Genomic DNA, 20,898 nt, shown 5'->3' with positions numbered 1-20,898 from the left:
GTTATCCCTTTTAAATCTTATTTATGCGTCTTCGCCAAAAGCGTTTTTAAGCCAGTCGATCTCATTTCCGGTGAAGGCTACCACATCGAACCGGCAATCCACAGTATCAAAACTCCCATTATGGCGGGCAAGCCACAAGTGGGCAGTCTGTAATAATTTATGTTGTTTGGCGAGCGTCACGCTGGCGGCAGCACCGCCAAAACGGGACGACTGTCGGTAGCGTACTTCAACAAACACGGTCACCCGACCGTCCTTCATGATGAGGTCAATCTCGCCGCCGCGCCCGCGGACGTTGGCGGCGATAAAGCGCAGTCCTTTGCCTTCAAGCCAGCGGCGCGCTTTGAGCTCCCACGCGTCGCCGGTCTCTTTTCGGCTTAACTGGCCGGGACGATCTGCCCCTGCTGGTATTTGAGCCATGATAACTTCCTGTTGATCACGCAGTCCTGGGTTGCAGTCAGATCGCCGGTATTGCCGTTAAGCTCAAAGCCCGGCACCTGACGCATCTGGCTGAAGTGGTTGGCCAGCGCCCACGCGTCGGCGCCCATCGCGTAAAGGCGCGCCAGCGAGTAATCGTTACGTACCGCGCCGAGCGCCTGCTGCATCAGCTGCGGGTTGCTGCCTGCCAGCATCGGGATTTCGCTGTACTGCAGGCCATCCATCTCCAGACGGAAGTCCGGGCCCGCGGTGCCCTGCGCGCTGCGGGAGCTGGCGTAGAGCGTTGCACCGCTCTGGCTGCCGTTACGCATGGCAATCATCGGTTTGATAAAGGCAATCTCTTCCGGCGTGGCGACGATGTAGGCCGCGTCCACCTTGCCGCCGCCGCTAATCTGCGCGTCGGACGGTGGCGCAGGGATGGTCAGGCCGCCGATGGTCACGCTCTGCTGCTGCGGCAGGCTGGCGGTCACCGGGCTGCCGTTCAGCGCGATACCCGCGCCGCCGTTCACGCCCGCGCGCAGCTCGTTGGCCGAGCCGAATTTTTGCTGCAGCACGATGCCGCCGCCCAGCTTCTGCCACTCGTCGGCAAAGGCGCTGGCGACGCGATCGCCCAGCGCGCTGCGAGGCAACAGCAGCAGCGGAGCCTGTTTGCCCTGCTCGTGGATATGGCGCGCCGCGTCGCGGGCTTCATCTTCCGGAGAGAGGGCGAAGTAGCAGATGTTGGCGCGGTTCTGCACCTGTTCCGGCTGGTTGAGCGCCAGCACGTTCAGCGTGGTATTGCTCTTCATCAGCTCCTCCACGTTGTTTTTCAACAGCGGGCCAACGACGATGCTGGCACCGTCTTTCTGAACCTGGGCGAGAACCTGATCCAGCGGCTGAGCGCTGGTGTCATAGATCTTCAGCTCGGCACCCGGGTTGGCGCTGGTGGTGACCGGCGCCTGAGGCTGTGCCGCGGGCTGAGGTTGTTCCGCTGCGGAGGGCTCGGCGGCCGGTGCGGCCTGGGTGTTAGCCGGAGCCTGAGCCTGAACCGGAGCAGCAGGCGTCGGGGCTGTCGACGGCTGGGTCGTTGGCGCGGTGACCGGGTTTTGCATCGTTCCCTGCGCCGGAGCCTGAGCGGCGGTCAAATCACTGGTTTCTGCGGCGGACGGGCTTACCACGTCGTTCACGTTGGCCGCCTGCGCGGCCTGCATCGGTACGGCGCTGCCCGTGACGGCAGTGGTGCCGTTTTTGGCAGCCTCAAAACCCTGCTGGATGGCGCGGCTAAATACCGCCGCCTGGCCGTTCAGCGGCAGCAGAAGCGCGATTTTGCTGGCGGAGGCAGGCCTGAAGTTCTGCACGTTCACCAGCTGCGTCGGCAGCATTTTTGCTCCAGGGTTTTGCGGATAGCGGGTCTGCCAGTCGGTAATCCCGGCTTTCAGCATCTTCGGATCGCTGCGGTTGTTAAACCACATCTGCTGCAAATCCAGCCAGCCCTGCAGGACGTTTTCATCAGCGTTGATCACCAGCGCCTGCGCCTGTTCCTGCGTCATGGAGGAGAGGGCCTGCCAGGTGGCGTCAATGTTTTGCTGCTTGTCTTTCCCCGCGAGCAGCGGTTCTTGCGCGATCAGCGCGCGGAGAAGCTGCAGGGAAGGGCGGCCCTGCTCGGCGGTAATGCCTGCCTGCCAGAAGCGGGCCTGCTGGTTTTTATCCAGCGCGCTAATATCGATGGTGCCGAGGATCTTCTTCGCCCCGTCATACTCTTTCTGCGCGACCTTCAGCTCGGCGGAGAGCAGGCTTTGCTCGCGGCGCTGCGTATCGTTCAGATCCTGCGGAAGCTGGTTAAACAGCTCAGCGGCCCGCGCGGTCTTGCCCTCTTTCAGCAGTGCACGAATGGCGAGTAATTGCCAGTTGGTCTTGGTATCATTTGAACTCTGCGACATTTGCTGCAGGTAATAGCCGGAGTCAGCCTGGGCTGCGCCCTGCATATGGGCAGCGCTCTGGTCCGGCGCCTGGGTGCCACAGCCTGCAAAGATCAGGGCTGCCAGCAGAACAGGCACGCTGCGCGCGGCTTTTTTTCGAAGAAACGTTAACGGTACCATACTGTATCCAGTGATTTTTTTTACGCAATGCTCAATATTAAATCGGCAATACGGACGAAACAATGAAACAACACGAATCGGCAGATAATTCTCAAGGCCAGCTTTATATTGTACCTACTCCTATCGGGAATTTGTCTGATATTACCCAACGTGCGCTCACCGTACTGCAAGCTGTTGATTTAATTGCCGCTGAAGATACCCGCCACACAGGTTTACTCCTCCAACACTTCGCAATTAACGCCCGCTTGTTTGCCCTGCACGATCACAATGAGCAACAAAAAGCCGAAACGCTGGTGGCAAAGCTGAAAGAGGGGCAAAACATCGCGCTGGTTTCCGATGCCGGAACGCCGCTTATCAACGATCCGGGCTATCATCTGGTGCGCACCTGCCGCGAAGCGGGCATCCGCGTGGTGCCGCTGCCGGGTCCGTGCGCCGCCATTGCCGCGCTAAGCGCCGCGGGCCTGCCGTCCGATCGCTTCTGCTATGAAGGCTTCCTGCCCGCCAAATCCAAAGGCCGTCGCGACGTGTTAAAAGCGCTCGAAGCCGAACCGCGCACCCTGATTTTTTACGAATCCACCCACCGCCTGCTGGAAAGCCTGGAAGATATGGTGACGGTCTGGGGCGGATCCCGCTACGTGGTGCTGGCGCGCGAGCTGACCAAAACCTGGGAAACCATCCACGGCGCGCCGGTAGGGGAGCTGCTCGCATGGGTGAAGGAAGACGAAAACCGCCGCAAGGGCGAGATGGTGCTGATCGTTGAGGGTCATAAAGCACAGGAGGATTCCCTGCCAGCCGACGCGCTGCGCACGCTGGCGCTGCTGCAGGCTGAACTCCCGCTCAAGAAGGCCGCCGCGCTGGCCGCGGAGATCCACGGCGTGAAGAAGAACGCGCTGTATAAATATGCACTGGAGCAGCAGGGGGAGTAAGTCCCCTGCTGTCGATTTGCCGGATAGCGTCTGCGCGTTACCCGGCCTTCCTGTCTATTTCAATGGCAGCGCCTCAAACACCAGCGTCTCCAGCGGCTGCAGGGTAATGACCACCGGTTTTTTATACTCGGTCGACACGGTTGAATTGCTGCCGTACACCGCCTTCAGGCTGAACTGCGCCGCCTCTCCCGTCGGGATCTCAAAGTCTTTCGTCAGATCCAGATAGTAGCTTTGCGGTTTGTCCGACGGGTTGCGCAGGCCGAGGATAGCTTTGTCCTTGCTCCACGATGCCCAGCCGTAAACCGCAAGCGCCGTCGGGTCGCCGCCAATCCAGTGGGTGTCGACCAGCACGCTGGCGTTATCCCGCGACCACTTCGCCGCTTTCGCCAGCGTGTCCCACTTCGCCTTGTTCAGCATTGACGGGGTAATGTACAGCTCCTGCAATTGGGTGCCGGTGGCGAAATAGCTCCACACCTGATCGGCAAAATCGCTATCCGTCTGTACTTTCTCCAGCCCGTAATAGGCGTGTTCAGCGCTGACGATCCCGTGGTACATCAGCGAGTTCAGCGGGAACAGCGGGCCTTTGCGCACGATGGAGCGATAGGTTTCGGCATCGCGGTAGGTCATCCACTTCTGCACCGGCGTGCCGGGGCCGTACAGGTTGATATCGTCGCCCTGCCGCCAGATGGAATCGGCGTAGAACAGCCAGGACGGGCTGGCGTCGGTACCGGTGGTCAGGTTGATGAACAGGTTCGGATTCGCGCTGCGCATGTTGTGCAGCAGTGCGATTGAGGCGTCAAAATCGGAGGCAAACGGACTGCCCTTGATGTGCGAGTTGGCGTTCCCCATGCCGTCCAGCTTGAACGAGGTAATGTGCTCGTTTTTAATCAACTTAACGATCTGCTCATTAAAGTTCTTAAAGTAGTTCGGGCCAGACAGCGCCAGCTTGCCGTCCACCGTTTCGAAACCGTACTCTTTGGCGTGGGAGACGCGAACGTCGCGCGGCTTGTTGTAGCCGCCCCACGGCGAGAGCCACAGGCCGACCGAGCTGTGCAGGCTGTCGGCTTTTTCCTTCACCTTGCCAAAGCCGTTGCTGAACGCCGGGCCAAACAGCCAGCGGCCGGTAAGATCGTCCCAGCCGTCGTCAAGCAGGAACGCATCCAGCGCCACGCCGCGCCCGGTGATAAATTCCTTATTCCACTCGTCCATTCGCCCGAGCACGTCCTGCTCGCTGTAGGGGGTAAAGAAGCCGATATCCATCCAGCTGTTGTAGTGCAGGTACGGCTTATACGGGCGCGGGCGCACGTCGTTGACGAAGCTATTCACGCTGCGGCGCAGCTGGCTGGTTTCCGGAAACGTGCCGAAGTAGGTGGTATAGCTGACCGGCGTCTCGGGCTGGATCGGCGTTTTCAGCTCCACGTTCAGATTGGTGGTGGCCTCGTAGGCGTAGGTGTTCACGATCGGCTTATCCGGCAGGATAAAGAACGAATCGGCGACGATCGGCGAGCTGTTGATCGCGCCGTCAACGTAAGGAGCCTGAGACTGCTTTTTGGTCGGGAAGAAGGTGATTTTTGCCACCTCGCGCGGCTGGCCAACGGCCGCGACGGTGTAATCAATGCTGGCGTATTTTCCCTTCACCAGGTTCAGCGCCACGGTCACGTTAAAATCCGGGCGGGTGAAGTTGATGACGATGGCGTTGTCGCGTTTTTCCACGCCTTTGATTTTGAAATCCGCGGTGTGGATTTTAGTTTCATCCGGAAGCGTCAGGAAAAACAGCTCCTGCGGCGCAAGCGGATGATTGGCGAGCTTGTCTTTCACCACCGCCGCGGCGTTGGCATCGTCAAACGAAAGGGCAATCTTGTCGTTTTCCAGCGCGTAGTTCGCCGCCAGCGCGCCGTGTGAAGCCAGCAGGGCAAGCATCGAGAGTGTGAGCACGTTTTTCATCAGGGCAAGATCCTTATTTAATAATGCGTCAGCATTCGTTGAATGGACTGCTCCAGCCAGTAGCGCTGGGTGCCGAAATTAATGCGCAGGTAGTTTTCGCCGTTTTGCACGTAGTGGCTGCCGTCTTCAATGACCACGCCGGCCTGGCGGGCGAAGTGTTCCGTCAGCTGCGTCGCGCTGCGCTCGTCCGCGCTGACGTCTACCCACGCCAGGTACGATGATTCCGGGTTCATCATTTTCCAGGCGGGGAAGTGGGTCTGGATGGCATCCGCCAGATAGCGCGCGTTCCCGCGCAGATAGTCGTTCAGCGCGTCCAGCCACGGCAGGCCGTGCCGGTAGGCCAAGATAATTCCCCATACGCCGAAAATGTTGGGCGAGGTAATGGAGTTTTTCTCCAGCTGCTGGCGAAAGCGCTGGCGCAGGGTCGGGTCGGGGATCATCGAATAGGACGTTTTCAGGCCGCCGAGGTTGAAGGCCTTGTTCGGCGAGGTCAGCACGATCAGGTTCTCCCGCGCGGCGCAGCCCGATGCCAGACAGCTGACGAACTCGCCGTCCAGCAGGTGTTCCGCGTGAACCTCATCGACCACCAGGATCGTCCCGTAGCGCTGGCAAAGATCGGAGACCTGGCGGATCTCATCGGCGCGCCAGATCCGGCCCGAAGGGTTGTGCGGCGAGCAGAAGAACCACAGCTTCGGACGCTGCGTCCTGAGCTGCTCTTCAACCAGGTCAAAATCGAGGTGATAGCGGTTCTCTTCCACGCGCAGCGGATTCGCGAGCACCCGCACGCCCTGGCGCTGCGTGGCCATTGCGAACGGGTCGTATACCGGCGTGTTCATCATCACGCAGTCGCCGGGCGCGCAGAACGCCTGCACCGTGTAGTGCAGCGTGGAAACGGTGCCGTAGGTGAGGGTAATCCACGATTTCTCCACCTCAACCCGATGGCGCGTTTGCTGGAAGTTAATCACCGCGTCGTAAAACTCGTCGAAGCACCACGTGTAGCCGAAGGTGCCGTGCTCCACGATGCGCTGAAAGCCCTCAATCACCGCGGGCGGCGAGGTGAAATCCATGTCGGCAATCCACAGCGGGATAAACCCCTCCGGGACGCTGCCGAAGCGCGAGCAGACGAACGCGTGGTCCCACTTGCGGCACTTGTCGCTTTTGCGCTCAATGATTTTGTCGAAATCAAACACACCAACCCCCTGTTAAATTAACGCTTCAATGCCGGTTTTCACGCTCTGTACCTGCGGACCAATGATCACCTGCACGCTGTGCGCATCCAGCACCACCACCGACAGGGCGCCCGCTTCCTTCAGCGCCTGCTGGTCGATAAGCCCCATATCCCTTACCACCAGGCGCAGGCGGGTGATGCAGTTGTCGAGCGACTCAATGTTCTCTTTGCCGCCCAGCGCGCGCAGGATCAGCCCGTGATCGTATTTCGATTTACCGCGCGCGCGGGTGTTGGCCTCTACGGCCTGCAGCGCGCCCTGAGGATCCACTTCGCGTCCCGGCGTTTTGATATCGTGCCTGAGGATGTACCAGCGGAAGACGAAGAAGTAGATGGCGAACCAGGCAATGCCGACCGGGAACACCAGGTACCATTTGGTCGACATGCCCTGCATCACGCCGAAGATCAGCAGGTCGAGGATCCCGCCGTCGGTATTACCGATGGTTACGCCCAGCAGCGCCATCACCATCAGCGCCAGGCCGGACATTACGATGTGGAAGGCGTACAGCGCGGGGGCGATAAACAGGAACAGAAACTCGATCGGTTCTGAAATGCCGGTCACCACCGACACCAGCACGCCGGAGAGCAGCAGGCCCTTAATCACCGGGCGGTTTTCCGGCCGCGCGGTGCGATAGATGGCGTAGGCGACCGCCGGAAGGCCAAAGATAAAGGTTGGCATAAAGCCCTGCGACAGGAACGCGGTGACGTGCGGGCTGAACGGCAGGCCCGCCTTCAGCTCGGCGTAGAAAATGTTCAGCGCCCCGGCGACTTCGTGTCCGTTAACCATCTCGATGCCGCCCGCGGGCGTGAAGCGCACCATTGCCAGCAGGATGTGGTGCAGGCCAAACGGCTTGAGCAGCAGCACGCCGACGCCGTAGAGGAACGGGCCAAAGACGCTGGTGCTCTGGATGATGTGGCCGATTCCGGCGATGCCCATCGCAACGTATTCCCACAGCAGCGGAATAAAGAGGCCCACGAGGGAGAGCGTGAGAGCGGTGATAATCGGCACGAAGCGGATGCCGCTAAAGAAGGCGAAGGCGTCGTGCAGAACCGTGTCCTGAAATCGCTCGTGCAGGAAGTAAGTGATTACCCCCACGACGATACCGCCCAGCACGCCCATCTCCAGAGTTTGGATCCCGAGCACGATGGACTGGCCCACCTGGCGCATGGTGGCGGCATCGGCGAGCTGGTGGGTGGCGGTCAGGTAATAGTTGATGCTCATGTTCATCAGCATATAGCCAACAAACCCGGCAAACGCGCCCACGGCCTTATTGCGTTTGGCGAGGCCCATGGGGATCGCCATGGCGAACATCAGCGGAAGATAGGTAAAGGCGAAGCCGCCCACCATGGCGATAAAGCCAAAGGTCAGCTGCGTGAGTTCGCCGCCGAGAAAAGGAAAGCTTTTAATCGTGGAAGGGCTGGTTACCGAGCTGCCGATGCCCAGCAGCAGGCCCATAAACGCCAAAAGGGAGACCGGAAACATAAAGGTCTTTCCCAGGCTCTGAAAAAACGCCCACGCTTTCGATTTAAATGACTTTTCCTGTGTCATGTAGGGTACTCCTCGGAATTTTTTTATGGTAATGGAAGGCGCGGTCGTGAATAAGAACGCGCCTTCATATTTGCGAGGCTTATAGTTATTTTTTAGGTACTGACGTAATGCGCGATGGGATCAGGCTTCTGCCGGTAGCAGCAGTCGGTTAGCCGAGCCGCAAACGGTGATTTTGCTTTTCACCACCTCCTTCATGGCGTTCATGCCGACGCGCATGTAGTAGCGCGGATCGTTGCCCTGCGGGTTTTCGGCAAACCACTCTTTCACCGCGTCGGCAAACGCAATTTTCAGCTCGGTCGCCACGTTCACTTTGCACACGCCCAGCTCGATGGTGCGGCGCACGTCCTCGTCCGGTACGTCGCTCGCGCCGTGCAGCACCAGCGGAATGCTGACCACCTCGCGGATCTCCGCCAGCCGCTGGAAATCGATTTTCGGACGCCTGGTATAGAGCCCGTGCGCGGTGCCGATGGCGACGGCCAGGCTATCGACGCCGGTCAGCTCGACGAAGCGTTTCGCCTCCTGCGGATCGGTCAGAAACGCGCTTTCGGCATCGACGCTCATGTCATCCTCCACGCCGCCCAGGCGGCCCAGCTCGGCCTCTACGCTGCAGTCGTTGAGGTGGCAGAAATCGACCACCGATTTCACCAGCTTCACGTTTTGCTCGAACGGATAGTGGCTGCCGTCGATCATCGCGCTGCGCACGCCCGCGTTCACCTTGCGGCGAATGTCGTCCAGCGACTCGTGGTGATCGAGGTGCAGCGCCAGCGGCATGTCGTACGTCTGCGAGTAGGCGCTGCACAGGGCGTAGATCTCCTCCAGCGCAATGTGCTTAAAGGTGCCTGGCGTGCCGGCGAGGATCACCGGCGATCGCATTTCGCTGCACGCTTCGAGGATCGCCTGGATCGTCTCGGCGTTATGAATGTTGAACGCGGGCACGGCGTAGCCTTTGGCCTGCGCGTCCTGCAGAAGGTACTTAGTTGAGATAATGCTCATGATGCGGTCCTCTTAGGCCTGCCACGGATGAATAATGACGCCCTGTACGACGCGGTTTACGGTGCCGCTGGCGGACGGCGTATCGGGAGTGTTGCCCACGCTCAGGGACTGGGTGAGCGCGAAGACCTGGGCATACATCAGGAAGCAGAAGGCCTGCTCCACGTCGATAAACGTCCGGGACGGCGGCAGCAGAATGTGCGGCCCGGCTTCGACAATCGGATCGCTTTCTGCGGCAATCGCCACCACGCGCATCGCCTGGCGATCGCGGCGCAGCTCGGCCAGCAGATCCAGATCGTACCGGCGCGTATACGGGTGGCTGGAAACAAACGCGACGATCAGCGTTTCGCCGTCCACCAGCGATTTCGGCCCGTGGCGGAAGCCGGTAGGGGAGTCATAAAACGCGGCCAGCTTGCCCGCCGTCAGCTCCAGCACCTTCAGCGCCGACTCGCGCGCGGCGCCCTGCAGCCCGCCGCTGCCGAGGTAAACAATCCTTTTCCACGGCTCGCTGCCGAACACGCCCTGGCTGAAATCGCCTAACGACGTCAGGATCGCCCGGCAGCGATCGGCCACGTCGCGGAAGGTGGTGGCGTTGATCGTCTCAGGCGCGAAAACCGCCAGGCAGCTCGCCATCATGGTGGTGATGCTGCTGGTCATCGCAAAGCCGCGATCGTGCGTCTCGGCGGGCATCAGCAGGGCATAGGCGTTATCGCTATCGATCGCGTTCTGGTACAGGCTTCCCGCTTCGTTGCAGGTGATAGACAGGTGGTAGCACTCCGGCACGAACTGATTTGCCAGCTCGACCGCCGCGACGCTTTCCGGGCTGTTGCCAGACCGGGCAAACGAGACCAGCAGCAGCGGGTGCGCCGCGCTGAAGTAATCCATCGGATTGGTGACCAGATCCGTTGTGGGCACGGCGCTGATGTTTTTCCCGGTGTGGCTGGCGAGCCACGGCGCGATAATGTCGCCGATAAACGCGGAAGTTCCCGCGCCGGTCAGCACGATCCGCAGGTCGCTTTTGCGCAGCAGCGGCGTCAGGAAGCCGTCGATCGAGGAACGCAGGCTGTCGATGTTGTTGAGCGAGCGGAGCCAGCTGTCGGGCTGCTGGCGGATCTCGCTTTCTGTCCATGTGCCGGTTGCGGCGGTATTCATTTCAGGCATAACTCAGTCCTTAGTCGCGTGAATGTCACTTCAGACGCAGGCAAACATATTGCTATCTTTCGTTTCGTTTCACTTGTTCACTTCAACAGTTAAATAAAATCTATAGAAAAGAAATCGAAAGTTCAATGAAAGAAAGGAAATAAAACGAAAAGTGTGATCGCAAAGGAAATGCGAACAACGAAGGAAAGGAAAAGAAAGGCCTTGCGATTGGGCGTCGCAAGGCCAAATGGACAGACAATGAAAGGTCTACAGGGGGAGAGCCTGACCTTCAATCCAGATATTTTGCAGGTGTAAACCGTCGTCCAGCGCGATCAGGTTTGCGCGCTTGCCCGGCCTCAGCGAGCCAAGCTCGCCGTCAATGCCCAGCAGGCGGGCCGGATGCAGCGAAGCCATATGTATCGCCTCTTCAGGCGCTGCGCCTGCCAGCTCGACCATATTCCGCACGGCGGCATCCAGCGAAAGCGTGCTGCCCGCCAGCCCCCCGGACGCGGTGCGCACCACGCCGCTTTGCATAACAACGTCCTCACCGCACAGCGTGTACCGCCCGTCGGGCATGCCTGCGGCCTGCATCGCGTCGGTGATTAACACTACGCGATCCTTCGCGCAGCAGGTGCAAAGCCGCATGGCGACCGGATGAACGTGATGACCGTCGGCAATCAGCTCCAGCCAGGCCCGCGCATCGGTAAGCCCTGCGCCCACCATGCCCGGCTCGCGATGGTGCAGCCCGGTCATGCCGTTGTAGCAGTGCACCAGCCCGTCCGCCCCCGCGTCAAACGCGGCGCGGGTTTGCTCGCACGTGGCGGCGCTGTGCCCGAGCATAACGCGCACGCCCCGCTGCTTGAGGTGGCGAATTGCCGCGAGCGCGCCCGCTTTTTCCGGTGCCAGCGCCACCGCGCGCAGCGTGTTCCGCGAGACGGCAATCAGCGCGTCCAGCTCGGCGATGTCCAGCTCCCGAAACAGCTCCGGCGGGTGAGCGCCTTTGTTCTGCGGCGTAAAATACGGGCCTTCCAGATAGCTGCCGAGAACCCTCGCGCCGGGACCGCCGGACTTCACCCGTTGGGCGATGCGCCCAAGTGCCGCATGAATGGCCGCCAGCGGCGCGGTGACGGTCGTGGGCAGAAACGCCCCCACGCCTTCGCGCGCCTTGTGCATGGCTAAGGTATCAAGCACGCCGGGCGCATCGTCCATGACGTCCACGCCCGCACCGCCGTGGACGTGGATATCGATGTAGGCCGGGCAAAGCCGCTCGGCCTCGCGGGCCGTCACGCCCGCAGGAATCGGCTCGATCGCCGTGATGATGCCGTTATCCATGCGCAGCTGGTGGTCGGTAAGCCAGCCCTGTTCCGTGAGCAGGCGGCGCGCGCGCAGCAGCTGGCTCATATGCCTTCCTCGGCGGGAGCGTCCTCGCGACAGCGCGCCAGCTCGTCAACCAGGCTGGTCAGCCCGCGGTGTCCGCACGCCAGCGCCTGCAGGCGAAACGCTTCGCTGCTGAGCCCGTCGCGCTCCAGCACCATCTCCAGTAAGAGCTGAAGATTGGTGCCGGTTATTACTTCGCTACCCGGTCTTTGCATCGCCAGCGTCGAGGCCACGCGAAACGGCGTGCCGCCCAGCAGATCGGTGAGAAACACAATGTCGTGCCGCGCGTCCAGGCCGTTAACCGCCTGCTCAAGCTGTTCGGTGAGCCGCGCGGTGGTGGACGTCTCGGGAAAATCGATAGCGATAAACTGCGGCTGCTCGCCGAGGATCTGCTTCATCGCCTGCTCAAGCCCGCTGGCAAAGCCGCCGTGACCCGTCAAAATAATGCCTAACATCGCAACCTCTTTGCTTTACAGGAAGTGAAGGAACTTGCCAACCACGCCCAGCACCACGGTGATGCCAATCAGGCGCAGCGGGCTCCAGCCGCGGCGCACCAGCCAGAACATGGTCAGGGTGTAAACCAGCGGCAGGAAGGCGGGCATCAGCTTGTCGATGACGTCCGTTTGCAGCTTGACGACCGCATCACCGGCCTTAATCTCCAACGTGGTGTTGAGGCGCACGTAGGTTGCCACCAGCGCGCCGATGACCGTCATCCCGACGATGGATGCCGCGTGTCCGACCTTTTTGGTGTTGGCTTTTATCAGCGGGATCGCCGCCACGCCCATGCGATAGGCATAGTGCGCCAGGCCAAACCGCAGGCCGAGGTGCACCACGTTAAACAGCACGATAAAGACCACGGCACCCAAAATGGAGCCCTGAAGCGCCAGGCTGGCGCCGATACCGCCGCAGATGGGCAGCAGCGTTAGCCAGAACATGGCGTCGCCGATGCCGCCGAGCGGCGCGCCCACGGCAATCTTGGTGCTCTGAATGCTGTTCACGTCCTGCTTGGAGCGCTCCATCGCCAGGATAATGCCGATCACAAACGTCACCAGGAACGGATGGGTATTGAAGAAGCCCATGTGGCCTTTCATGGCGCGCGCGAGGTCCCGCTTGTTGGTGTGGATCTTTTTTAGCGCGGGCAGCAGTCCGTAAAGCCAGCCGGAGGCCTGCATACGCTCGTAGTTAAACGAGGCCTGCAGCAGCATGGAGCGCCAGGCCACGCGGTTGATGTCTTTTTTCGTCAGTTCGGCGCCGATGCCCTGGTCTTCGTAGACGTTTTCATTGACGCCGGTGAGCAGGGTTTCCTCGCTCTCGGACGCGCCCGGCAGAACGGTGTGATTAGATGCCATCTTCAAATTCCTCTTTTTGCGCAGCGGGAGCAGACGGTTCAGGCGATTTTCGCATCAGGTCGATCAGCGCCATGGCCAGCGCGGCGGCGGCAATCGCCAGCACCGGCAGCTTCAGCCAGGCCGCGGCGACAAAGCCGATAATGAAATAGGGGATATAGACGTTTTTCATCATGATCTTCAGCAGCACGGCGAAGCCGATCGCGGGCATGATGCCGCCCGCCACGCCGAGGCCGTCAATCAGGCGCTCCGGCAGGACGTCAATGGCGGTTTTCGCGTGTTCCGCGCCGAAGTAGATCGGCAGGAAAGCGCACAGGAAGTAGAAGAGGCCGAGCGCCAGCAGCGCCAGGTAGTTAACCCGCTCGATGCCGCGGGTATCGGCATTGGCCGCCATGCGGTCGCAGCGGGACATCACCCCGGACATCACCGAGAACAGGAACGTAATCCCCATCTGTACCGCCACCGCGAACGGCACGGCGACCCCTACGGCGACGTCCGGCTTAACGCCCGTGGTGATGGCGAACGTGGTGCCAACAATGGTGCCGATAATGACGTTCGGCGGCTGCGCGCCCGCCAGCGGGGCCAGCCCCATCCAGACCAGCTCCAGCGTACCGCCGGTTAAAATACCGGTGTGCAGATCGCCCAGTATCAGGCCGACCAGCGGCCCAAGCACCACCGGGCGGTGCATATGCGTTAACCCGTTAAACATGTCCAGGCCCGCGATAAAGGCAAGGATGCCTAACGCGAATGCCTGCAATAGACTGATTTCCATTGTGAATCCCTCAGAGTAGTGTAAAGAGATCCAAAGCAGTTTCTGTTGGAACGCCCTGAACGAAGCATTCCACACCGGCGGCCTTCAAACCGTTAAAGGCCGCAACATCGTTAGCGTCTACAGATACCGTTTTGGCAATTTGCCGTTTGCCATTGGCGTAGTGCATGTTTCCCACGTTGATACGGGTGACGGGAACGCCGCCTTCCACCAGCCGGAGAAAATCCGCGGGCGATCTGCAGACCAGCAGAATTTTCTGCCGATCGGCGGCGCGGTGAATGTTGTCGATCGTTTTTTGCAGCGACCAAAAGCGCACGGCAATCCCTTCCGCGAGCACCATTTCCATCAGGTTTTGCTGAACCGGATCCTCTGCAACCTCGTCATTGGCCACCAGCACCAGGTTTGCCCCCGCAAACCCCACCCACTGCACGCCGACCTGACCGTGGATCAGGCGTTCATCGATGCGGCATAAAACAATGTTTGGCATAGCGTTTTCCTCGTTTTTAATTATGCGTTTTGAGCCGTTACGCCTTCACAGGCGGTGTGGTACTGCCGGAGTATGTCCTGAATGTGGTCAATGATGAGTTCCCGCGGCGTGGAGTTGAGAGCGCCCTCGCGAACTTTTCCGTACTGCAACGGCAGGTACTGGCTGATCAGCGGCAGCGGGATCGGCTCGTCTGCCAGGTTGCGCACCAGCCGATCGAACGCGTCATCAATCTGCGCGTCGGGCCAGTAGTAGCGAACGCGGTCAGAGTAGCTGTAGCCGCGCGCCAGCCGCCTCGCGTTGCCGTCGCCGTGGTAGTGGCTTTGCCAGTATTCCGGGCGGTCGAGCATGACGTTTTCCAGCACGTGGCGCAGGCCGGAGCTGGCTTTGGCGGGCAGCAGCTCCTCTTCAATGGCGGCAAGCGAAAACAGCGCTTCACGCAGGGCGAAGGTGAGCGCCGGGCCGACCTTGAGGATCGCGAAGTGATCTTTCACCAGCTGGCGCAGGGCCTGCGGCGTCTGGTAGTCCGTGGAGTGCGCTTCAAATACCAGCGTGTCGTAGGCTTCCACCATCCTGCTGAGCGCGACGGCTTTCTGCGGCTGATAGTCGCAGACGTTCGCATGGTCGAACTCGACGCCGGGCTGTACCACCAGGCCGATGATGCGCGGCCAGATGTCGCTTAGCCCTTCCTTTTCGAAGGCGTGACGATGCGCCTCAAGGGTGGCGCGTGCCGCCTCCGGCGTGGTGACTTCCAGCTCGGTCAGCGTTTCGTGCGCGCCGCCGGGGACGGGAACCTCGGTGCCGATGACGTAGACCAGGTCGGATACGCCAAAGCACTCACGGCAGGTCTCTTCGGCAATTCTGGCCAGACCCGCCGCGCGTTCGGCGACGATGGCGTCGGTTAAGGGGACCGGATCGTCTTCACAGGACATGCTGCAGTCGAGGTGGATCTTTTTGAACCCGGCGGCGACGTAGCTTTTGATCAGATCTTCCGCGTTCGCCATCGCCTGCTGCGCCGGCTGGTTTTGCCAGCGGTTCGGGCCAAGATGATCCCCGCCGAGGATCAGCTGCGAGGTTGGGAAACCGAGCGACTCGGCCAGCCGGCAGACAAACCCGTAAAAATCGGCGGGCGTCATGCCGGTGTAGCCGCCAAACTGATCCACCTGGTTGGAGGTGGCCTCAATCAGCAGCGGCGTTTGATGCGTGTGGGCGTAACGAATTGCGGCTTCAAGAACCAGCGGATGCGCGGAACAGACGGCATAGATCCCGTTGGTATTCCCCCGTTTATGGTGTTCCACCATTTCTGTCAGATGTTTCACTTTCCTCTCCATTTCGGATGGTGACGGCATTCATCTTTCGTTTTGTTTCATTTGATACTGCATTATGGTGTGGTAAAAATAAAACGAAAGATAATAGTTTTCCGATCTGTTTCACAAAAGAAACATAATGAAAGGTTTCAGCGCCCGTATTGTTGTCATCCTGGGGTGAGGGATAACTTGCATTTACGTAAAAGAAAGGCGTTAATAGGCAAAACGAAATGAAACGAAAGTTTATTGATTAAGGAGCTCGTATGAGCAGCACCGATTCATCCGCGGAAAAGCGCATCACCGGCACCAGCGAAAGGCGAGAGCAGATTATTCAGCGGTTGCGGGCGCAGGGAAGCGTGCAGGTTAACGATCTTTCTCATTTATATGGCGTTTCCACCGTGACGATCCGTAACGACCTAGCGTTTCTTGAAAAGCAGGGCATTGCGGTTCGCGCCTACGGCGGCGCGCTGATTTGCGAAGGCAATGCGCCAGGCGCGGAGCCTTCTGTTGAAGATAAAAGCTCGCTGAACACCGCGGTGAAGCGCAGCATTGCGCAGGCGGCGGCCGATCTGGTGAAGCCGGGGCATCGCATCATTCTGGATTCGGGCACCACGACGTTTGAAATCGCCCGCACGCTGCGCCAGCATACCGACGTGATCGCCATGACCAACGGCATGAACGTGGCGAATGCGCTGCTGGAGGCGGAAGGGGTGGAGCTGCTGATGACCGGCGGACACTTACGCCGTCAGTCGCAATCCTTCTACGGTGACCAGGCGGAGCAGTCGCTGCAAAATTACCACTTTGACCTGCTGTTTCTCGGCGTCGACGCCATCGATCTCGATCGCGGCGTCAGCACCCACAACGAAGACGAGGCGCGGCTAAACCGCAAGATGTGCGAGGTGGCGGAACGCATTATCGTCGTGACCGATTCCAGCAAGTTTAACCGCTCAAGCCTGCACAAGATTATCGATACGCAGCGCATTGATATGATTATCGTTGATGAAGGGATACCGGTTGAAAGCCTGGAAGGGTTGCGTAAGAGCGGAATTGAGGTGGTGCTGGTGTAAGGGAGTGCTACCCCTCACCCTAACCCTCTCCCCAAAGGGGAGAGGGGACCGTTCGGTGCGATTTTCACCCTCTCCCCAAAGGGGAGAGGGCAGGGTAAGGGGAATCATCACGTCACCGGAGCCGGGTTAAACACCGCCAGCTGGTTATGCAATCCCCACTGGTCGGAAAACGTTTTTTTACGCCCGCTCGCCACGTCCAGAATGAAGTGGAACAGCTTCCAGCCCACGTCCTCAATGCTCTCTTCGCCCGTGGCAATGGTCCCCGCGTTAATGTCCATTAGATCGTACCAGCGGTTTGCCAGCTCGGTGCGGGTCGCCATCTTGATCACCGGTACCGCCATCAGCCCGTACGGCGTGCCGCGCCCGGTCGTAAATACCTGCACCGTAATGCCGGACGCCACCTGCTGCGTGCCGCAGACGAAATCGCTGGCAGGGGTCGCCGCGTAGATTAGCCCGCGCTTCGTCGGACGCTGGCCCGGCGAGAGCACTTCGACAATCGCGCTCTGGCCGGACTTGGCAATCGAGCCGAGGGCTTTTTCCACCACGTTCGCCAGGCCGCCCTTTTTGTTGCCCGGAGACGGGTTCGCGCTGCGATCCGTTTTGCCCATATCCAGATAATTATCGTACCAGGCCATCTCCTCCAGCAGGCGCTTGCCCACTTCTTCGTTGACGGCGCGGGGCGTGAGCAGGTGAATGGCGTCGCGCACTTCGGTCACCTCGGAGAACATCACCGTGGCGCCGCAGCGCACAAACAGGTCCGACGCATAGCCGACCGCCGGGTTGGCCGTGACGCCGGAAAACGCGTCGCTGCCGCCGCACTGCGTTCCCACCACCAGCTCGGAGGCCGGGCAGGTTTCGCGCTGGCGCTGGTTGAGCTTCTCCAGATGGCGCTCCGCGACCTGAATAATGTCGTCGACCATCGATCTAAAGCCCACGTGACGCTCGTCCTGCAGGCGCACGATGCTGGCGCTGTCCACCGCAATAGCCTGCACGTCCTCCGTGCCCTGGAGCAGGCGTTCAGGCTGAAGCTTCTCGCAGCCCAGCCCGATGACCATAATCTCACCGCCAAAATTGGGGTTCAGGGCGATATTGTGAATGGTTCGGATAGGCACCACGGCGGCGGGCGCGTTGATCGCCACGCCGCAGCCGTAAAGGTGGTTAAGACCGACCACGCCATCGACGTTCGCGTATTTCGGCAGAAGGTCGCGCTCGATAATTTTCACCACGTAATCCACAACGCCCGCCACGCAGTGCACGCTGGTGGTAATGCCCAGCAGATTTTTGGTGCCCACGCTGCCGTCGGCGTTGCGGTAGCCTTCGAAGGTATAGCCCTCCAGCGGCGGGAGCGGCTCCGGCACGCGCGTCGCCAGCGGCAGCGTGTTCAGCGGCGGGGCTTCGGGCAGTTCAACCAGCGATTCCTCTACCCAGCTGCCGCGTGAGATAGCCCGCACCGCGTGGCCGATCGTTTCGCCATAGCGCACGATTTCGCCGCCCGCGGGAATATCCACCAGCGCAACCTTATGCCCCTGCGGGATATGCTCAATCAGCGTCAGCCCATCGGGAAAGCGGGTTCCGGCCTTCAGGCCATTGTCGTTAACAATAATCGCCACGTTATCGGTGTCGTGAACTTTTATATAAAACGCCGTCAGCGGCGATTGTCGAATTTCAATGTCGGCCATTGCTCACTATTCTCCAGCAAAGAGTCTGATAATCATTGCAGCCAATTTTCTTATGGCAGAAATAAATACGCGGCTTTCAGAAATAAAGCATGTCAGGAGAATAGACGAGAAAATGTGATAGCGATCGTGCCCGAACCCGCGATGTCTGATTCTGTGCATCAGCGCCCAGTGGTTCGTGCATATGCTCAAAATATTATAAAAATGCGGCGTGATGCTTGAGCATTAAAACAATGTGCCGCCGGGAAGCGGGCATTATACTGAATGTCGATTTTATCACGCTGAAATTACGTCAGAGAATAAAAAAGCGGGCAAATATAAATACCGAATACGGCTGCGGAATTAAAAAGGTAAACGCGATGAATAACGATATCTTCCCGAACAGGTTTAAAGCTGCGCTGGCGGCACACCAGGTCCAGATTGGCTGCTGGTCCGCGCTGGCGAACCCCGTCAGTACCGAAGTGCTCGGCCTGGCCGGATTCGACTGGCTGGTGCTGGACGGAGAACATGCGCCAAACGACATCACCACCTTCATTCCACAGCTGATGGCGCTAAAGGGCAGCAGCAGCGCGCCGGTGGTGCGCGTGCCGACCAACGAACCGGTGATTATCAAACGCCTTCTGGATATCGGTTTTTATAACTTCCTGATCCCGTTTGTGGAAACCGAGGAAGAGGCGGTACGGGCCGTGGCTTCAACCCGCTACCCGCCGGAGGGCATTCGCGGCGTTTCCGTTTCTCACCGCGCCAATATGTTCGGCACCGTGCCGGACTACTTTGCGCAGTCGAACAAGAACATCACCATTCTGGTGCAGATTGAGAGCCAGCAGGGCGTGGATAACGTTGACGCCATCGCCTCCACCGACGGCGTAGACGGTATCTTCGTCGGGCCGAGCGACCTGGCCGCGGCGTTAGGCCACCTGGGCAATGCCGGTCATCCCGAGGTGCAGCGGGCGATCCAGCACATTTTTGCGCGCGCCAAAGCGCACGGTAAACCGTCCGGCATTCTGGCCCCGGCTGAGGCGGACGCGCGCCGCTACCTTGAGTGGGGCGCGACCTTTGTGGCCGTCGGCAGCGACCTGGGCGTGTTTCGCTCCGCCACGCAGAAGCTTGCGGACGCTTTTAAAAAATAACCATCCTTGAGGAAAACAGATTATGACGCTGAAAGTGGGTTTTATTGGCCTGGGCATCATGGGCAAACCAATGAGCAAAAACCTCATCAAAGCCGGTTACTCGCTGGTGGTTTCCGATCGTAACCCTGAATCGGTGGCTGAGGTGATTGCCGCCGGTGCGGAAGCGGCGTCCACCGCGAAGGCCATTGCCGAGCAGTGCGACGTGATTATCACCATGCTGCCGAACTCTCCGCACGTGAAAGAGGTCGCGCTGGGAGAGAACGGCATTATTGAGGGCGCGAAGCCGGGCCTGGTGGTGATCGACATGAGCTCCATTGCGCCGCTCGCGAGCCGCGAAATCAGCGAGGCGCTGAAGGCGAAAGGCGTGGAAATGCTGGACGCGCCGGTCAGCGGCGGCGAGCCAAAAGCCATCGACGGCACGCTGTCGGTGATGGTGGGCGGCGATAAGGCTATTTTCGACAAATACTACGATCTGATGAAAGCGATGGCCGGCTCGGTGGTGCATACCGGTGAGATCGGCGCGGGCAACGTGACCAAGCTGGCAAACCAGGTGATTGTGGCGCTGAACATCGCGGCGATGTCGGAAGCCCTGACGCTGGCAACCAAGGCCGGGGTTAACCCCGATCTGGTGTATCAGGCGATCCGCGGCGGCCTGGCGGGCAGCACCGTGCTGGATGCCAAAGCGCCAATGGTGATGGATCGCAACTTTAAGCCGGGATTCCGCATCGACCTGCACATTAAAGACCTGGCGAACGCGCTGGACACCTCCCACGGCGTGGGCGCGCAGCTGCCGCTGACGGCTGCGGTGATGGAGATGATGCAGGCGCTGCGCGCGGACGGTATGGGCACCGCGGACCACAGCGCGCTGGCGTGCTACTACGAGAAGCTGGCGAAGGTGGAAGTCTCCCGCGCGTAAGGATGCATACCCAAGGGTGACAGCGGGGCGCAAACCCTCTATACTGCGCGCCGAAGCTGACCAGACAGTCGCCGCTTCGTCGTCGTCCCTTTCGGGGGAGACGGGCGGAGGGGAGGAAAGTCCGGGCTCCATAGGGCAGGGTGCCAGGTAACGCCTGGGGGGGAAACCCACGACCAGTGCAACAGAGAGCAAACCGCCGATGGCCCGCGCAAGCGGGATCAGGTAAGGGTGAAAGGGTGCGGTAAGAGCGCACCGCGCGGCTGGTAACAGTCCGTGGCACGGTAAACTCCACCCGGAGCAAGGCCAAATAGGGGTTCACATGGTACGGCCCGTACTGAACCCGGGTAGGCTGCTTGAGCCAGTGAGCGATTGCTGGCCTAGATGAATGACTGTCCACGACAGAACCCGGCTTATCGGTCAGCTTCAACTTCTTCCAGAACCCCGCTCCGGCGGGGTTTTTGCTTTTTGCTTCAGGGAGTGCAGGTCGGGTAAGCGCCGCGCCACCTGACAACCCCACAAACGACATCAATTCTCATTTT

At 60.1% G+C, this 20,898-nt stretch carries 18 protein-coding genes and 1 other RNA gene; 5 read left to right on the top strand and 14 right to left on the bottom strand.

The features are described from left to right. Nucleotides 1-21: 21 nt before the first annotated feature. Entirely contained in the window at nt 22-417 is a 396-nt protein-coding gene (locus V1599_RS21760) for a YraN family protein (RefSeq protein WP_395300845.1), read from the bottom strand. Beyond that, on the bottom strand, nt 375-2,513 hold the full coding sequence (locus V1599_RS21755; RefSeq protein WP_395300844.1) for a penicillin-binding protein activator: 2,139 nt from the start codon (nt 2,511-2,513) through the stop codon (nt 375-377). The genes V1599_RS21760 and V1599_RS21755 overlap by 43 nt, the downstream gene beginning before the upstream one ends. Nucleotides 2,514-2,575: 62 nt before the next feature. Here V1599_RS21755 and rsmI point away from each other — a divergent pair, with 62 nt between their 5' ends. Further along, nucleotides 2,576-3,439, top strand: coding sequence for a 16S rRNA (cytidine(1402)-2'-O)-methyltransferase (rsmI, locus tag V1599_RS21750; RefSeq protein WP_395300843.1), 864 nt, complete (start codon nt 2,576-2,578; stop codon nt 3,437-3,439). A gap of 54 nt (nt 3,440-3,493) precedes the next feature. Here the strand turns inward: rsmI and V1599_RS21745 are convergent, their stop codons facing one another. The 11 genes from V1599_RS21745 to kbaZ all read right to left on the bottom strand — a co-directional run bounded on the left by V1599_RS21745 (nt 3,494) and on the right by kbaZ (nt 15,594). Next, a complete protein-coding gene (locus tag V1599_RS21745) occupies nt 3,494-5,383 on the bottom strand; it encodes an enterotoxin (protein WP_395300842.1) in 1,890 nt (629 codons plus the stop codon). A gap of 17 nt (nt 5,384-5,400) precedes the next feature. Beyond that, nucleotides 5,401-6,573: a MalY/PatB family protein gene (locus V1599_RS21740; RefSeq protein ID WP_395300841.1), complete on the bottom strand. Its 1,173-nt coding sequence runs from the start codon at nt 6,571-6,573 to the stop codon at nt 5,401-5,403. 12 nt (nt 6,574-6,585) lie between these two features. Further along, nucleotides 6,586-8,157: a maltose/glucose-specific PTS transporter subunit IIBC gene (gene malX, locus V1599_RS21735; protein ID WP_395300840.1), complete on the bottom strand. Its 1,572-nt coding sequence runs from the start codon at nt 8,155-8,157 to the stop codon at nt 6,586-6,588. Between the two features lie 120 nt (nt 8,158-8,277). After that, the gene (gene kbaY / locus V1599_RS21730; RefSeq protein ID WP_112010863.1) at nt 8,278-9,150 is read right to left on the bottom strand and encodes a tagatose-bisphosphate aldolase subunit KbaY; all 873 of its coding nucleotides are present in this window, start codon (nt 9,148-9,150) and stop codon (nt 8,278-8,280) included. Nucleotides 9,151-9,162: 12 nt separating this feature from the next. Then, nucleotides 9,163-10,308: an SIS domain-containing protein gene (locus V1599_RS21725; protein ID WP_297116575.1), complete on the bottom strand. Its 1,146-nt coding sequence runs from the start codon at nt 10,306-10,308 to the stop codon at nt 9,163-9,165. A gap of 246 nt (nt 10,309-10,554) precedes the next feature. Next, entirely contained in the window at nt 10,555-11,688 is a 1,134-nt protein-coding gene (gene nagA, locus V1599_RS21720; RefSeq protein WP_297116572.1) for an N-acetylglucosamine-6-phosphate deacetylase, read from the bottom strand. Continuing rightward, nucleotides 11,685-12,119: a PTS galactosamine/N-acetylgalactosamine transporter subunit IIA gene (gene agaF / locus V1599_RS21715; protein ID WP_112010860.1), complete on the bottom strand. Its 435-nt coding sequence runs from the start codon at nt 12,117-12,119 to the stop codon at nt 11,685-11,687. Before agaF ends, nagA begins: the two co-directional genes overlap by 4 nt. Before the next feature lie 15 nt (nt 12,120-12,134). Then, nucleotides 12,135-13,013 (bottom strand): PTS N-acetylgalactosamine transporter subunit IID, encoded by an 879-nt coding sequence (gene agaE / locus V1599_RS21710; protein WP_112010859.1) that lies wholly within the window; start codon nt 13,011-13,013, stop codon nt 12,135-12,137. Next, nucleotides 13,003-13,782: a PTS N-acetylgalactosamine transporter subunit IIC gene (agaW, locus tag V1599_RS21705; RefSeq protein ID WP_112010858.1), complete on the bottom strand. Its 780-nt coding sequence runs from the start codon at nt 13,780-13,782 to the stop codon at nt 13,003-13,005. Before agaW ends, agaE begins: the two co-directional genes overlap by 11 nt. Before the next feature lie 10 nt (nt 13,783-13,792). Beyond that, a complete protein-coding gene (agaV, locus tag V1599_RS21700; protein WP_112010857.1) occupies nt 13,793-14,266 on the bottom strand; it encodes a PTS N-acetylgalactosamine transporter subunit IIB in 474 nt (157 codons plus the stop codon). A 20-nt stretch (nt 14,267-14,286) separates the two neighbouring features. Next, the gene (gene kbaZ / locus V1599_RS21695) at nt 14,287-15,594 is read right to left on the bottom strand and encodes a tagatose-bisphosphate aldolase subunit KbaZ (RefSeq protein WP_297116929.1); all 1,308 of its coding nucleotides are present in this window, start codon (nt 15,592-15,594) and stop codon (nt 14,287-14,289) included. 239 nt (nt 15,595-15,833) lie between these two features. Here kbaZ and V1599_RS21690 point away from each other — a divergent pair, with 239 nt between their 5' ends. Then, on the top strand, nt 15,834-16,637 hold the full coding sequence (locus tag V1599_RS21690; RefSeq protein WP_395300839.1) for a DeoR family transcriptional regulator: 804 nt from the start codon (nt 15,834-15,836) through the stop codon (nt 16,635-16,637). Nucleotides 16,638-16,744: 107 nt separating this feature from the next. Here the strand turns inward: V1599_RS21690 and garD are convergent, their stop codons facing one another. Beyond that, a complete protein-coding gene (garD, locus tag V1599_RS21685; protein WP_112010854.1) occupies nt 16,745-18,316 on the bottom strand; it encodes a galactarate dehydratase in 1,572 nt (523 codons plus the stop codon). Between the two features lie 356 nt (nt 18,317-18,672). On the opposite strand from garD, the gene garL reads away from it, so the two are divergent. The 3 genes from garL to rnpB all read left to right on the top strand — a co-directional run bounded on the left by garL (nt 18,673) and on the right by rnpB (nt 20,788). After that, nucleotides 18,673-19,443 carry a 2-dehydro-3-deoxyglucarate aldolase gene (gene garL, locus V1599_RS21680; RefSeq protein ID WP_395300838.1) on the top strand — a complete coding sequence of 257 codons (771 nt, stop codon included), beginning with the start codon at nt 18,673-18,675 and terminating at the stop codon, nt 19,441-19,443. A gap of 22 nt (nt 19,444-19,465) precedes the next feature. After that, on the top strand, nt 19,466-20,359 hold the full coding sequence (gene garR, locus V1599_RS21675; protein ID WP_395300837.1) for a 2-hydroxy-3-oxopropionate reductase: 894 nt from the start codon (nt 19,466-19,468) through the stop codon (nt 20,357-20,359). Between the two features lie 52 nt (nt 20,360-20,411). Further along, nucleotides 20,412-20,788, top strand: an RNA gene (gene rnpB, locus V1599_RS21670) — RNase P RNA component class A. Nucleotides 20,789-20,898: the final 110 nt, after the last annotated feature.

Source organism: Enterobacter sp. ECC-175, from assembly GCF_043968675.1.
Classification (GTDB): Bacteria; Pseudomonadota; Gammaproteobacteria; order Enterobacterales; family Enterobacteriaceae; genus Enterobacter.
This window is presented reverse-complemented; position numbering and strand designations above follow the sequence as displayed.

Excerpts from the sequence above, each read along its gene's own strand:
- kbaZ (WP_297116929.1), bottom strand. The coding sequence starts at position 15,594 with ATGGAGAGGAAAGTGAAACATCTGACAGAAATGGTGGAACACCATAAA.
- garL (WP_395300838.1), top strand. The coding sequence starts at position 18,673 with ATGAATAACGATATCTTCCCGAACAGGTTTAAAGCTGCGCTGGCGGCA.
- agaV (WP_112010857.1), bottom strand. The coding sequence starts at position 14,266 with ATGCCAAACATTGTTTTATGCCGCATCGATGAACGCCTGATCCACGGT.
- agaW (WP_112010858.1), bottom strand. The coding sequence starts at position 13,782 with ATGGAAATCAGTCTATTGCAGGCATTCGCGTTAGGCATCCTTGCCTTT.
- V1599_RS21745 (WP_395300842.1), bottom strand. The coding sequence starts at position 5,383 with ATGAAAAACGTGCTCACACTCTCGATGCTTGCCCTGCTGGCTTCACAC.
- V1599_RS21725 (WP_297116575.1), bottom strand. The coding sequence starts at position 10,308 with ATGCCTGAAATGAATACCGCCGCAACCGGCACATGGACAGAAAGCGAG.
- agaE (WP_112010859.1), bottom strand. The coding sequence starts at position 13,013 with ATGGCATCTAATCACACCGTTCTGCCGGGCGCGTCCGAGAGCGAGGAA.
- rsmI (WP_395300843.1), top strand. The coding sequence starts at position 2,576 with ATGAAACAACACGAATCGGCAGATAATTCTCAAGGCCAGCTTTATATT.
- V1599_RS21690 (WP_395300839.1), top strand. The coding sequence starts at position 15,834 with ATGAGCAGCACCGATTCATCCGCGGAAAAGCGCATCACCGGCACCAGC.
- malX (WP_395300840.1), bottom strand. The coding sequence starts at position 8,157 with ATGACACAGGAAAAGTCATTTAAATCGAAAGCGTGGGCGTTTTTTCAG.
- agaF (WP_112010860.1), bottom strand. The coding sequence starts at position 12,119 with ATGTTAGGCATTATTTTGACGGGTCACGGCGGCTTTGCCAGCGGGCTT.
- garR (WP_395300837.1), top strand. The coding sequence starts at position 19,466 with ATGACGCTGAAAGTGGGTTTTATTGGCCTGGGCATCATGGGCAAACCA.
- V1599_RS21755 (WP_395300844.1), bottom strand. The coding sequence starts at position 2,513 with ATGGTACCGTTAACGTTTCTTCGAAAAAAAGCCGCGCGCAGCGTGCCT.
- kbaY (WP_112010863.1), bottom strand. The coding sequence starts at position 9,150 with ATGAGCATTATCTCAACTAAGTACCTTCTGCAGGACGCGCAGGCCAAA.
- nagA (WP_297116572.1), bottom strand. The coding sequence starts at position 11,688 with ATGAGCCAGCTGCTGCGCGCGCGCCGCCTGCTCACGGAACAGGGCTGG.
- garD (WP_112010854.1), bottom strand. The coding sequence starts at position 18,316 with ATGGCCGACATTGAAATTCGACAATCGCCGCTGACGGCGTTTTATATA.
- V1599_RS21760 (WP_395300845.1), bottom strand. The coding sequence starts at position 417 with ATGGCTCAAATACCAGCAGGGGCAGATCGTCCCGGCCAGTTAAGCCGA.